10 protein-coding genes are annotated in these 12,753 nt (G+C 66.1%); 5 read left to right on the top strand and 5 right to left on the bottom strand.

The genetic code is table 11. From position 1 onward, the window contains the following. Nucleotides 1-40: 40 nt before the first annotated feature. Together AC1RNQ_RS14585 and AC1RNQ_RS14590 are read right to left on the bottom strand one after the other, a co-directional pair. Nucleotides 41-2,395, bottom strand: coding sequence for a TonB-dependent receptor plug domain-containing protein (locus AC1RNQ_RS14585; RefSeq protein WP_493172078.1), 2,355 nt, complete (start codon nt 2,393-2,395; stop codon nt 41-43). Between the two features lie 33 nt (nt 2,396-2,428). Then, nucleotides 2,429-2,623, bottom strand: a complete 195-nt coding sequence (locus tag AC1RNQ_RS14590; protein WP_493172080.1) for a hypothetical protein — start codon at nt 2,621-2,623, stop codon at nt 2,429-2,431. Between AC1RNQ_RS14590 and AC1RNQ_RS14595 the strand changes: the two genes are divergently transcribed. From AC1RNQ_RS14595 to AC1RNQ_RS14610, 4 genes are all read left to right on the top strand, one after another. Continuing rightward, the gene (locus AC1RNQ_RS14595; RefSeq protein WP_493172082.1) at nt 2,607-4,040 is read left to right on the top strand and encodes a purple acid phosphatase family protein; all 1,434 of its coding nucleotides are present in this window, start codon (nt 2,607-2,609) and stop codon (nt 4,038-4,040) included. The genes AC1RNQ_RS14590 and AC1RNQ_RS14595 overlap by 17 nt on opposite strands. A 1-nt stretch (nt 4,041) precedes the next feature. Then, complete coding sequence (locus AC1RNQ_RS14600) at nt 4,042-5,061, top strand: phytase (RefSeq protein ID WP_493172083.1); 1,020 nt, start codon at nt 4,042-4,044, stop codon at nt 5,059-5,061. A 376-nt stretch (nt 5,062-5,437) separates the two neighbouring features. Then, nucleotides 5,438-7,030: a bifunctional phosphoribosylaminoimidazolecarboxamide formyltransferase/IMP cyclohydrolase gene (gene purH, locus AC1RNQ_RS14605; protein ID WP_493172085.1), complete on the top strand. Its 1,593-nt coding sequence runs from the start codon at nt 5,438-5,440 to the stop codon at nt 7,028-7,030. A 230-nt stretch (nt 7,031-7,260) separates the two neighbouring features. Then, nucleotides 7,261-7,914 (top strand): YqaA family protein, encoded by a 654-nt coding sequence (locus AC1RNQ_RS14610; protein ID WP_493172601.1) that lies wholly within the window; start codon nt 7,261-7,263, stop codon nt 7,912-7,914. 102 nt (nt 7,915-8,016) lie between these two features. Here AC1RNQ_RS14610 and AC1RNQ_RS14615 read toward each other — a convergent pair whose 3' ends face one another. Both AC1RNQ_RS14615 and hppD read right to left on the bottom strand, forming a co-directional pair. Then, on the bottom strand, nt 8,017-8,568 hold the full coding sequence (locus AC1RNQ_RS14615; RefSeq protein ID WP_493172087.1) for a VOC family protein: 552 nt from the start codon (nt 8,566-8,568) through the stop codon (nt 8,017-8,019). 105 nt (nt 8,569-8,673) lie between these two features. Then, nucleotides 8,674-9,759 carry a 4-hydroxyphenylpyruvate dioxygenase gene (hppD, locus tag AC1RNQ_RS14620; protein ID WP_493172603.1) on the bottom strand — a complete coding sequence of 362 codons (1,086 nt, stop codon included), beginning with the start codon at nt 9,757-9,759 and terminating at the stop codon, nt 8,674-8,676. Nucleotides 9,760-9,937: 178 nt separating this feature from the next. Here hppD and AC1RNQ_RS14625 point away from each other — a divergent pair, with 178 nt between their 5' ends. Then, nucleotides 9,938-10,816 carry a hypothetical protein gene (locus AC1RNQ_RS14625; RefSeq protein ID WP_493172089.1) on the top strand — a complete coding sequence of 293 codons (879 nt, stop codon included), beginning with the start codon at nt 9,938-9,940 and terminating at the stop codon, nt 10,814-10,816. On the opposite strand, the gene AC1RNQ_RS14630 is transcribed toward AC1RNQ_RS14625, so the two are convergent. Continuing rightward, a complete protein-coding gene (locus tag AC1RNQ_RS14630; RefSeq protein WP_493172091.1) occupies nt 10,813-12,693 on the bottom strand; it encodes an ABC-F family ATP-binding cassette domain-containing protein in 1,881 nt (626 codons plus the stop codon). The genes AC1RNQ_RS14625 and AC1RNQ_RS14630 overlap by 4 nt on opposite strands. Nucleotides 12,694-12,753 lie beyond the last annotated feature (60 nt).

Raw genomic sequence — 12,753 nt, forward strand, 5'->3', positions numbered from 1 at the left:
AGCCGGCGCTCAAGGGACCGAGCGCCGGCCGCCGGAAGGCTCAGAAGGCGTAGCGCGCGATCAGCTGGAACACCGGACCGGCCTTTTCGCTTTCGAGTTCATATTCGTCGAAGCTGCGATCGGTCTGGTCTTCGACCGTCGTGAACTTGTTGAAGACCTCGCGCTTTGCACCATCGAGCAGGTTCGACCCCACCGCGCGGATGGTGAAGCGCTTGCCGAAGCGCTTTTCGACGAAGATTTCGAGGTCGGCGCCATAGGTGGTGAAGATCTCTTCGCCGATCACCCGGTCGAACGCGCCGCCCTGCTTGCGATAGGTCGCACCAAAGGCGGCGCCGAACGTCTTCAGGTCCTGGATGAAGCCGACGTTGTAGACATAGTCCGACTGGCCGTTGAAGCGGCGCTCGCCGAACAGGTCGGTGATCTCGCTGTCGAGGAACGAGACGTTGCCGAACACGCCGGTGTCGGGCAGGCCGATGAACCCGAGGTCGGTAGAAAGGTCGAACTCGATGCCATAGACCTTGCCGTCACCGACATTCTGCGGCTGGAAGATGAACGTGCCGTCGCCTTCCGAACCCTCGTCGCCGGTGTTGGTCAGCTCGATCAGGTCGTTGACCTTGCGATAGAAGATATTGACGCCGGCGATGCCCGAGCGGCCGAGACGCTGTTCATACCCCAGGTCGAAACCCCAGGCGGTTTCGGGGTCGAGCAGCGGATTGCCGAGCAGATCGTTGTCGCCATATTCGGCCTCGAGCAGCGCGGGCGACAGGAAGTTGAATTCGGGACGGCGGCTCGTGCGCGCGACCGAACCGGTGATCCGGCCACCGTTGCCGACGTCGAACTTGAACGACGCCGACGGCAGGAACTCTTCATAATCATTGGTGAAGCGCGTCGCCGGCGGGGTCAGGTCATCGATCGTCAGGTCGGTCGTTTCGTAGCGAACGCCCGCTTCCCACGAAAAATTGTCCATCTTGCCTTCGAGGACGACGAAGCCGTCGAGCCGCTCTTCCTCGATCGCGTTGAGCCCGCCGGCCGCGGGCACGAAGGCGCCGAAGGTGCGGACGAATTCGGTCGGGTTGCGGTTGAACTGGTCATAACCCTGACGGTCGGCGACGGTCAGGTTGTAGCGGTCGCGCGGCGCTTCGGTGATCGCGGCCGAGCGGTCCTTGTCCTGCCAGAAGCCGCCGAAGATCAGCTTGGTATCTTCGCCCAGTTCGAATTCATGCTCGAGCTTGACCGACAATTCCTTGTCGGTGATCGCGCTGCGCGTCTGGTCGCCGGTGAAGCGCGGCGTCGCACGGTCGAATTCGATTTCATATTCGGTTTCGAACCGGTCTTCGTCGAATTCCGACAGGCCGACCTTCAGGCTGGTTTCGCCGAGCGACCAGCGATGCGCGAGCTTGGCGTTGACGCTGTAATTGTCCTGGTTGATCTTCGCGACATTGGCGTTGTCGACGGTCAGATTACCGGGCGGCGTGGCGCGGACGGGGCCGTTGATCGCGGTCGCGTCATTATATTCGAAGCTGCGCTCGGTCTCGGTGCGGTCGGTGTGGACATAGAAACCGTTGATCGAAAAATCGGTCGTGTCGCCCTTGATGTCATAGGTCGCGTTGAACGAATAATCCTTGCCGTCGCGGACGTCGCTCTGGTCTTCGCGGTTCTCGAAATTGTTCGTCGCATAGTCCGGATCGTTTTCGGGCGATTCGCTGTAGCGCAGCGAGAATTTCTTCTTGGGATTGTGGCGGCCCTGGAAGTTCGCGCCGAGCAGGAAGCGCCCCGGGCCGAGCGCCCCGCCGATCACGCCGCCGACGCTGGGTTCGAGCTCCTTGTCGTCGAAATAGAGGCCACCGGCGCGCAGGTAACCGCCATCGAGTTCATAACCGTCGCGCAGCTTGATGTTGAGCGTGCCGGCGACGGCATCACCGGTGCGGCGCGCCGACGAGGAACGGACGATTTCGACCCGGTCGATCAACTCGGCGGGGATACGGTCGAGGAAGAAGCTGCGGTCGGCGTTCGAGCCCGGCACTTTTTCGCCGTTGATCAGGATCTGGGTATAGCCCGGCGGCAGGCCGCGGAGGCGCGCGCCGTCGCTTTCGATGACGTCCGACAGGAAGGTCACCGACGGCACGCGCTTCAACGCGTCGCCCGCGGTCAGCGGCTCGAAGCGCTGGAAAAATTCGCTGTCATAGGTGAGGATCGGTTCGGCCTGCTCGTCGTTGCGGTTGCGATAGCCGATGGTACCGAGGACGACGATGTCCTGCGCGCTGGTGATCGAGCCGTCCTCATTCTGGATCGGCGCTGTGTCGGCGGCCGCCTCCTGCGCGGCGGCGGGAGCGGAAATCAGCGCGGTCGCGAGCGCGAGCGCGGCGGCGGATTGCAGGCTGAAACGACGAATCATGATGGACAGACCCCCTTTGTGGTTGCCGGGCGTCTAGGGGTGGTCTGTGACAGTTTGCGGCGAGCCGAATGACGTTTCGATGACATTTAAGTGACGGAAATATTGTGGGATTGACGCGCACCCGCTTTGCTGGGAGGGCGCGCGACCAATCGCGCCGCGGCGCTTGGACGGCAGGGGAAAGCGCATGTCCGCCATCGGCAAGGCGAAGCCATTGATCAGGCTCATCATTGGCGCGGCGCTGGCGACCCTGGCGGCCCCTGCGGCGGCCGAGCCCGCGGCGGCCGGTTTCCCGATCGTCACGCTCACAGAGGATGGCGCGCCGATCCCGCGCTCGGCGGGCCTGCCCTATGCGCCGAAGAATCTCGCCGACCGGATCGTGCTGACCGCGGGTGCCGACCCCGCGCGCGAAATGGCGGTCGCGTTCCGCACCGACACCGCGCAGGCGACCGCCGAGGCCGAGATCGCGCTGTCGGTCGACGGCCCGACGCTCGGCGAAAAGGCGAAGCGCGTCGCCGGCAAATCCATGTCCGTCGACAGCAGCTACGGCCCCGCGCTCTATCACCAGATCCGCTTCACTGGCCTGACCCCCGACACCGCGTACAGCTACCGCGTCAAGGGCGCCGCGGGCTGGAGCGAATGGTATCAGTTCCGCACCGCCGCCGCCGCGGACAGGCCCTTCCGCTTCCTCTATCTCGGCGACATCCAGAACGGCATATTGACCTATGCCAGCCGCGTGATCCGTCAGGCCTTCCACGCCAACGGCGACATCCGCCTGGTGGTCCATGCCGGCGACCTTGCCGCGCAGCGCGACAACCTCGACCATGACGACGAATGGGGCGAGTGGAACCAGGCCGGCGGCTATAATTATGCGATCGTCCCGCAGCTGCCCGCGACGGGCAACCATGAATATGTCGACACGATCGAGCCCGACGGCACCGAAAGCCGCCGGCTCGGCCCCTATTTTCCCGCGCAGTTCGCGCTGCCCGGGAATGGCGTGCAGCCGGTCGAGACGACGACCTATTATGTCGATTATCAGGGGGTGCGTTTCATCATCCTCGACGGCACCGCGGCGATCGACCTCGGGTCGATGCAGGCGCAGACCGACTGGCTCGACCAGACGCTGGCGTCGTCGAAGGCGAACTGGAACGTCGTGCTCTTCCACCAGCCGGTCTTCACCTGCGCGCGCCCGAACGACACGCCCGCGATCAAGGCGGCGTGGAAGCCGGTGTTCGAGAAGCGCAAGGTCGACCTGGTGCTGCAGGGCCACGACCATTGCTACAGCCGCCTGACCGCCGAGGCGGGCCGCGAGGCGAGCGCCAGGGCGCGTGCCGACGGCACGATCCAGGGCCCGGTCTATCTGGTCTCGGTGACGGGGTCGAAGATGTACCGCCTCAACGACCGCACACCCTGGCAGCCCGACAAGGTCGCCGAAGCGACCGAGCTCTACCAGATCGTCGACGTCGAACCGAAGCGCATCAAGTTCCGCACCTTCACCGCGTCGGGCAAGCTCTACGACGGCTTCGACCTCATACGCACCGAACAGGGCAATCGCCTGTCCGAAATCGCCGAACCCACACTTGCCACGCGCCGCTGTTCGGGCGAGGTCGGGCCCGACGGCGGGGCCTGCGTCGCATCGGGGAAATGACATGACCAAGATCGCAAAACTCTTCGCCGCGCTCGGCTTCGCAACCGCACTCGCCGGCTGCGCGGCAAAGGAGCCCGTCTTCTTCGGCCTGCCGCCGGTCCCGGTGACCGCGAGCGGCGAGACCGACCCCGTCGGCACCGGCCGCGCCGACGCCGCCGACGATCCGGCGATCTGGGTCGATCCCGCCAACCCGGGTCGCGCGCTGATCATCGCGACCGACAAGAAGGCGGGGGTCCACGTCTATGACCTCGCCGGCAAGGACATCGCCTTCATCAAGGGCGGGCTGGTCAACAATGTCGACGTCGTCGGCAATATTGTCGCCGCGAGCGACCGCAACGACGGGGTCAACGCGCATATCGCGCTCTTCCGCCTCGACCCCGACACGCCGTCGCTCACCGCGCTCGGCCGCGCCGCCGCAGGGACCGGCGAGGCCTATGGCTTCTGCCTCAAGAAGAGCGCGCCCGGCGAACCGCTGACCGCCGCGCTGATCGTCAAGGACGGCACGGTGCGCGTCGGCACGCTGACCGTCGACGGCGCCGCGCCGGGCTTCGCGGCGCAATGGGAGTATAAGATCCCGACCCAGTCCGAGGGCTGCGTCTTCGACGGCGACACGCTCTATGTCGGCGAGGAAGACGCCGGCATCTGGGAGCTCAAGCAGAACGGCGCCACCGCGACCGCGCGCCTCGTCGCGCCGGTCGACAACCAGCGCCTCGTCGCCGATGTCGAGGGCCTCGCGACGATCGACCACAAGGGCCAGCGCTACCTGCTCGCGTCGAGCCAGGGCGACAACGCTTATGCGGTCTTCAGGCTGCCCGGCGTGGATTATGTCGGCCGCTTTGCGGTGACCGCGGGCAGCTTCGGCGCGACGAGCGAGACCGACGGGATCGAGGCGGTCGCGGGCAATTTCGGCGCCGCCTATCCGGGCGGCATCTTCCTCGCGCAGGACGGCGACAACGCCCCCAAGGCGCAGAATTTCAAGCTCGTCCGCTGGGACCAGATCGCGGCGGCGCTGGGGCTGTAGGGCTTTTAACGGATTCGCGCAGAGGCGCAGAGAACGCAGAGATTTTTGGTTCACGCGGAGACGCGGAGGCGCGAAGGGAATATCCCACTCCGTTCGTGCTGAGCTTGTCGAAGCACCGTTCTTGTCTTGTAACGTCGCGAAGAAAGAACAGCCCCCTTCGACTGCCTTGCAGGCGCTCAGGACAGGCTTCGACAAGCTCAGGGCGAACGGTTTTGGTGTTGGCGCCATTTTCTCGGCGCCCTCTGCGCCTCTGCGCGAAATCTCTTCTCTTTTTCTTCTCCGCGCCTCCGCGTGAATCCTTCAAAGGTTGCCCAAAGGCCGCCACCCGCCTAGGGGGGCCGCGTCTTTCCCATCCCTGCAAAGGCCGCCCTTTCCCATGACCGACCCGATAACCGTCCGCCGCGCTCTTCTGTCCGTCAGCGACAAGGCGGGGCTGACCGAGCTTGCCGCCGCGCTCGTCAAACATGGCGTCGAGCTGGTCTCGACCGGGGGGACCGCGAAGGCGCTGCGCGAGGCCGGGCACAATGTCCTCGACGTCTCGGACCTCACCGGCTTTCCCGAGATGATGGACGGCCGCGTCAAGACTTTGCACCCGACGGTCCACGGCGGCATCCTCGCGGTGCGCGACGACGCGGCGCATGTCGCCTCGATGGAAGAGCATGGCATCGGCGCGATCGACCTCGTCGTCGTCAACCTCTACCCCTTCCTCCAGACCGTGATGTCGGGCGCCGACCGCGATACGATTATCGAGAATATCGACATCGGCGGTCCCGCGATGGTGCGCTCGTCGGCGAAGAACCACGCCTTCGTCGGCATCGTCACCGAGCCCGAGGATTATGCAGCCGTCATCGAAGAGATGGACGCCAACGGCGGAGCGACGACGCTGGCGCTGCGCAAGCGGCTCGCCGCCACCGCCTTCGCGCACACCGCGACCTATGACAGCATGATCGCGCAATGGTTCGCCTTCGCCGACCAGGGCAAGTTCTTCCCCGACACGCTGCCGCTGACCGCCAAGCTGTCGGCCGAGCTGCGCTATGGCGAGAACCCGCACCAGAAGGCCGCGCTCTATTTGCCCGCCGGCCCCGCGGGCCGCGGTATCGCGCAGGCCGAGCAGGTCCAGGGCAAGGACCTCAGCTACAATAATATCAACGACGCCGACGCGGCGCTCGAACTCGTCGCCGAGTTTCGCGAGGCGGGTCCGACCTGCGTGATCGTCAAGCACGCCAACCCGTGCGGCGTCGCGACCGCCGCAACGATCGCCGAGGCCTATGATGCGGCGCTGAAGTGCGACGATGTCTCGGCGTTCGGCGGCATCATCGCGGTCAACCGGCCGCTCGACGGGCCCACCGCCGAAGCGATCAGCACCATCTTCACCGAGGTCGTCTGCGCCCCCGACGCCGACGCCGACGCGCGCGCGGTGTTTGCGAAGAAGAAGAATCTCCGCCTGCTGCTCACCGGCGAACTGCCAGACCCGGCGCGCGGCGGCATCATGATGAAGACGATCGCCGGCGGCTGGCTCGCGCAGAGCCGCGACAATGGCCGGATCTCGGTCGGCGATCTCCAGGTCGTCACCGATCGCGCGCCGACCGACGAGGAGCTGACCGACGCGCTCTTCGCCTGGACCGTCGCGAAGCATGTGAAATCGAACGCGATCGTCTATGCCAAGGGCGGCTCGACCGCGGGCATCGGCGCGGGGCAGATGAACCGCCGCGACAGCGCGCGCATCGCCGCGGTGAAGGCGCGCGAAGCCGCCGAATCGCACGGCTGGGCCCAGCCGCGCACCGTCGGCAGCGCGGTCGCGAGCGACGCCTTCTTCCCCTTCGCCGACGGGCTGCTCGCCGCGGTCGAGGCGGGCGCGACCTGCGTCATCCAGCCCGGCGGCTCGATCCGCGACGACGAGGTGATCGCGGCGGCGAACGCGGCGGGGCTGGCGATGGTGTTCACCGGGATGCGGCATTTTAGGCATTGATGGAAATTGCGCCCTCCCCTTCAGGGGAGGGCAGCGAGACTTGGCGGCTTGCCGCCTAGTCGCAGCGGGTGGGGCCCGGCGGCCTAGCGCTACCTGACAGGCCCCACCCCAACCCCTCCCCTGAAGGGGAGGGGCTTTATTTCGCTCGACACGAACGGCTAAGGGAGGTCTGTGGTCATCCTGACCCGGCAACAAGGACCAGCATGACCGCCACCGCCAAGCCGCCCGGCCTGATCCAGCGCATGTACAACTGGACCATGGAAAAATCGGCGCACCCCCACGCCGAGTTCTGGCTCGCGCTGGTCGCCTTCGTCGAGGCGAGCTTCTTCCCGATCCCGCCGCACCCGCTGCTCGGCCTCATGTGCCTCGCGAACCCGCAAAAGGCGGTGCGCTACGCCGTCATTTGCACGCTCGCCTCGGTCGCGGGCGGCATTTTCGGCTACGGGATCGGCTTTTTCCTCTACGAGAGCGTCGGGCTATGGCTGCTCGGGGTGCTCGGGCTCTCCGATGCCTTCCCGCCGGCCGCCTGTTATCTGCGAGAGTTCGGCGCGGAGATCATCCTGATCAAGGGCGCGACGCCGATCCCGTTCAAGCTGCTGACGATCACCGCCGGCTTCATCCACATGAATTTCTGGACCTTCCTGTGGGCGAGCCTCGCCAGCCGGGCCTTTTCCTTCCTGCTCGTGGGAATCCTGTTCCGGCTGTTCGGCGCGCCGATCAAGGCGTTCATCGACAAATATCTGATCTGGGTCACCGGCGGCTTCCTCGTCGCGGTGGTCGCGGGTTTCCTCGTGATCGGCGCGCTGTCGGGCGATGACAAGGCGGCCGAGGCCGACAAGTGCAGCGGCGCGACGCTCGAGACCATCGGGCTGAATCGGAAGTAGAATATTCGTCGCCCCCGCGAAGGCGGGGGCCGCTAGCGGTTTATACCGTCTGCGCTGGATAGGAACGACAGCGGCCCCCGCCTTCGCGGGGGCGACGGGATATCATTCGTTCGCCGCCGTATGCAGCCAGTCCGCATGCCGCGGCGCCTTCTTGGTCTGGCTCCATTCCTCGAGCATCAGCGGTGCGACGCGCTTCAGCTCGGCATATTGCTCGTCGGTCCCGATATCGCAGGCGAGCTCGACGCGGTGGCCGTTGGGGTCGAAGAAATAGATCGACTTGAAGATGCCGTGGTGCGTCGGGCCGAGCACGTCGACGCCTTCGCTTTCCAGATGCGCCTTGGCGGCGACCAGTTCGTCATAGCTGCCGACCTTGAACGCCAGATGCTGGACCCACGCCGGGGTGTTGGTGTCGCGCCCCATGTCGGGCTGGTTGGGAAGCTCGAAAAACGCCAGGATATTGCCGTTCCCCGCGTCGAGGAAGACGTGCATATACGGATCGTACTCGCCGGTCGACGGCACATGATCCTCGGCAAAGGCGGTGGTATAGGTCATGCCGAGCATGCGCTCGTACCAGTCGACCGTCTGCTTCGCGTCCTTGCAGCGATAGGCGGCATGGTGGACGCCGCCGAGTTTGATGGGCGATTGGCTGGTCATATTACCCAACTCCGTTTGTGCTGAGCTTGTCGAAGCATCGTTCTTTTTTCTTCGCTCAAAGTGAAGAGCGGCCCTTCGACAAGCTCAGGGCGAACGGTGAAAGGGTCAAGCTTCCTCTTTGACTTCCAGGACCCCGCGGCGAATCTGGTCCATTTCCATCGATTTGAACAGCGCGGTGAAATTGCCCTCGCCGAAGCCCTCGTCCTTCTTGCGCTGGATGAATTCGAAGAAGACCGGACCGATCACGGTCTGGCCGAAAATCTGGAGCAGCAGGCGCGGGTCGCCTTCGGCCGTCGACCCGTCGAGCAGGATGCCGCGCGACTGGAGGCCCTCGACCGACTCGCCATGGCCCGGAAGCCGCTCTTCGAGCATCTCGTAATAGGTCGCCGGCGGCGCGGGTGCGAAGGGGTTGCCGAGCGCCTTGAGCTTGTCCCATGCGGCGTAGAGATCGTCGCAGCTGAAGGCGATATGCTGGATGCCCTCGCCATTGTAAGCGCGCAGATATTCCTCGATCTGGCCCTTGCCGCCCGCGCCTTCCTCGTTGAGCGGGATGCGGATCTTGCCGTCGGGCGCGGTCATCGCCTTCGAGGTCAGCCCGGTATATTCGCCCTTGATGTCGAAATAGCGGATCTCGCGGAAGCCCGCGATGCGCTCGTAGAACGCCGCCCAATGCGCCATGCGGCCGCCATAGACATTGTGCGTCAGATGATCGATCAGCTGCATGCCTGCGCCGACGGGACGGCGATCGGCGCCTTCCTCATAGACGAAGTCGATGTCGTAGATGCTGAGGTCGTCGCCGTAGCGATCGATCAGATAGATGATCGATCCGCCGATGCCGCGGATCGCGGGCAGGCGCAGTTCCATCGGTCCCGGATTGACCTCGACCGGCTCGGCGCCGCGTTCGACCGCCTCGGCATAGGCCTTGGCGGCGTCGCGCACGCGCCAGCCCATGCCGCACGCCGAGGGGCCGTGCTCGGCGGCGAAATAGGCCGCGGGCGATTTGGGCTCGTAATTGGCGATCAGGTTGATCCCGCCCTGGCGCCACAATTGCACGTCCTTCGAGCGGTGGCGCGCGATCAGCGCGAAGCCCATCGCTTCGAACACCGGTTCGAGAATGCCCTTCTCGGGCGCCGAAAATTCGACGAATTCGAAACCGTCGAGGCCCAGCGGATTGTCGAACAGGTCGGCCATGGTCATCTTCCCAATCTGGTTTCAATTGAAACTATTATCGCGATCCGTGCCGCCGGAGTCAAGCGCGCGGACTCGGCCGCGGCGCGCAGGATATCATGGCGCGGCCCTATGGCTCAAATCACTGCAGCGCGATGGGCCGGGCCTATGATAGAATGATCGAAGCAAAGGGGGCAGGGGAATGCCGCAAACATCATCGCTGCGTTTCTGGCTCGCGCTCGGCTGGATGGCGCTCGTCGCCGGCTGGGCGTGGTGGGAATATAGCCATTATAGCGGGCTCTACCGCTGGCTCGCCGAATGGCAGATCGAAAAATGGGGCGGCTATGAGCAGGTCTGGACCGCGCTCGTCCCCGCCTTCATCCTCGCGATCCCGTCGTTCCGCGTGCTGCGCGAGCGCGAACTCATCAATCAGGCCTCGCTGGTCGCGGGCGACGATCCGGTGCCGATCCTCAGCCGCGTGCGCACGGGCATGCTGATCTGCGGCGTCATTCTCGCGCTCGTCGCGGGCGGGGCCTGGCTCTATTCGCAGACGCTGCCCGACCCGTCGGATCCGCCCGCCACCGTCGACCTCGCCACCCTCGGCGATGCGACGCCGCCGACCGGCTCGGCGATCTTCGCGGGCGCGATGCCCGACACCGACCGCGCGCTGCAAATGGACGAGGCGTTCCGCTCGCGCTCGGCCGATATCGATCATCAGACCATCTATGTGCCCGTGGTGGCCGAGGGCGCGGCGAAGGACGCCCCGGTGCGCTTCTTCATCGACCGCGCGAGCCATGCCTTCACGGACAGCGGCGAGACGCCGCGCACCAACATCTTCCTCGCCGACCATATGCAGGGCGTGCTGGTCGAGAACGGCCTGCCCGCCGGGGTCGTCGCGGCGTTCGGGAAGCAGGGGGTGACGATCGCCTCGCCGCATTATCTGATGACCACCAATTCGGTCGGCGGGCGGCAGACCTATTATATCGTCGCGGCGCTCGGCGGCTTTATCGCCTTCGTCCTGTTCCTGATGGCGGCGATCCAGAGCGTGTCGATCGCGCGGGCGCGGCGGCGCGCGGCCTAGGCGGTCTCGCGCTCGAACGCCTCCAGCGCCTCGCCCGCCTCGACCCAGCGCGCCTCGGCCGCCTGCTGCGCCGCGACGATCTTGCCGCGGCGCTGCGACAATTCGCTCATCGTCAGCCCGGCATATTCGTTCGACGCCGACTGCGGATCGAACATCGCGCGGTCGATCGCGGTCAGCACGACCTGATATTTGGCAAGATCGGCCTCGGCATCCGAGACCGCCTTCCGGACCTTCGCCGCGGCTTCGCGCGCCGCGGCGGCGGCCTTGCGGTCTTCCTTGCGGTCGGCCTTCGAGCCCCCTCGTTCCTTCTCGGACGACTTGCCGAGGATGAAAGCGACATAATCGTCCATGCTGCCGTCGAAATCGCGCGCGGTGCCGTTGTCGACGAGCACCAGCCGGTCGGCGGTGAGCTCGAGCATATGGCGGTCGTGGCTGACGAGGATCACCGCGCCGTCGAAGCCGTTCAAGGCCTGCACCAGCGCCTCGCGCGCGTCGACGTCGAGGTGGTTGGTCGGTTCGTCGAGGATCAGCAGGTGCGGCGCCTCGCGCGTGATCAGCGCGAGCGCCAGCCGCGCGCGTTCGCCGCCCGACAATTTGCCGACTTCGGTGGTCGCCTTGTTGCCCGAGAAGCCGAAGCGCCCCAATTGCGCGCGCACCGCGCCGGGCGTCTTGCCCGCCATCACGCGCGTCATATGGCCGAGCGGCGTGTCGCTGCCGTCGAGTTCCTCGACCTGGTACTGGGTGAAATAGCCGACGCGCATCTTGCCCGTCGCCGCCATCGCGCCGTCCATCGGGGTAAGCTGCGCCGCGAGCAGCCGCGCGAGCGTCGTCTTGCCGTTGCCGTTGCGGCCCAAGAGCGCGATGCGGTCGTCGGGGTCGATGCGCAGGTTGAGCCGCGACAGGATCGGCTTGCCCGGCGTGTAGCCGACGCTCGCCAAGTCGAGCGTGATCAGCGGCGGGCGCAGCTCGTCGGGGCTCGGGAAATCGAACGCCAGGCTCGGATCTTCGGCGAGCGCCGCGATCGGCTGCATCCTGGCGAGCTGCTTGGCGCGCGACTGCGCCTGTTTGGCGGTCGAGGCGCGCGCGCTGTTGCGCGCGACATAATCCTGCAGCTTCGCGCGCTGCGCATCCTGCGCGGCCTTGGCCGCCGCAAGCTGCGCCGCGCGCTCGGCGCGCTGGCGCTCGAAATCGTCGTAGCCGCCCGGATAGAGCGTCACCTTGCCGCCCTCGAGGTGGAGGATATGGTCGACGACATTGTTGAGCAGGTCGCGCTCGTGGCTGATCACGACGAGCTGGCCCGGATAGGATTTGAGGAAGCTTTCGAGCCACATCGTCGCCTCGAGGTCGAGGTGGTTCGACGGTTCGTCGAGCAGCAGCAAATCGGGGTTCGAGAACAGCAACGCGGCGAGCGCGACGCGCATCTTCCATCCGCCCGAGAAGCTGTCGAGCGGCTGGCCCTGCATCTCCTCGTCGAAGCCGAGCCCGATCAGGATACGCGCGGCGCGCGCCGGCGCGGTATAGGCGTCGATCGCGATCAGCCGCTCGTGGATGTCGCCCAGCCGGTCGGGGTCGGTCACCGTCTCCGACGCTGCGAGCAGTTCGGCGCGCTCGGTGTCGGCGGCGAGCACCGTCTCGAACGGCGTCGCGGTGCCGCTCGGCGCATCCTGCGCGATATAGCCGATGCGCGTCTTGCGCGGCATTTCGATGCCGCCCTCGTCGGCCTCGAGGCTGCCGATCATCACCTTCATCAGCGTCGACTTGCCCGCGCCGTTGCGCCCGATCAGCCCGGTCCGGCTCCTGCCGGGCAGGCTCGCGGTCGCGCGGTCGAGAATGGCGCGCCCGCCAAGGCGCACGGTAAGGGCGTTGATCGTCAGCATGGCGCGCGCCCCTAGCATGGCGGGCGGCGAAGCCCAAGGGGATTGGGGAAGGATGGCGGC

It is taken from the genome of Sphingopyxis sp. GW821-FHT12F08, from assembly GCF_058806755.1.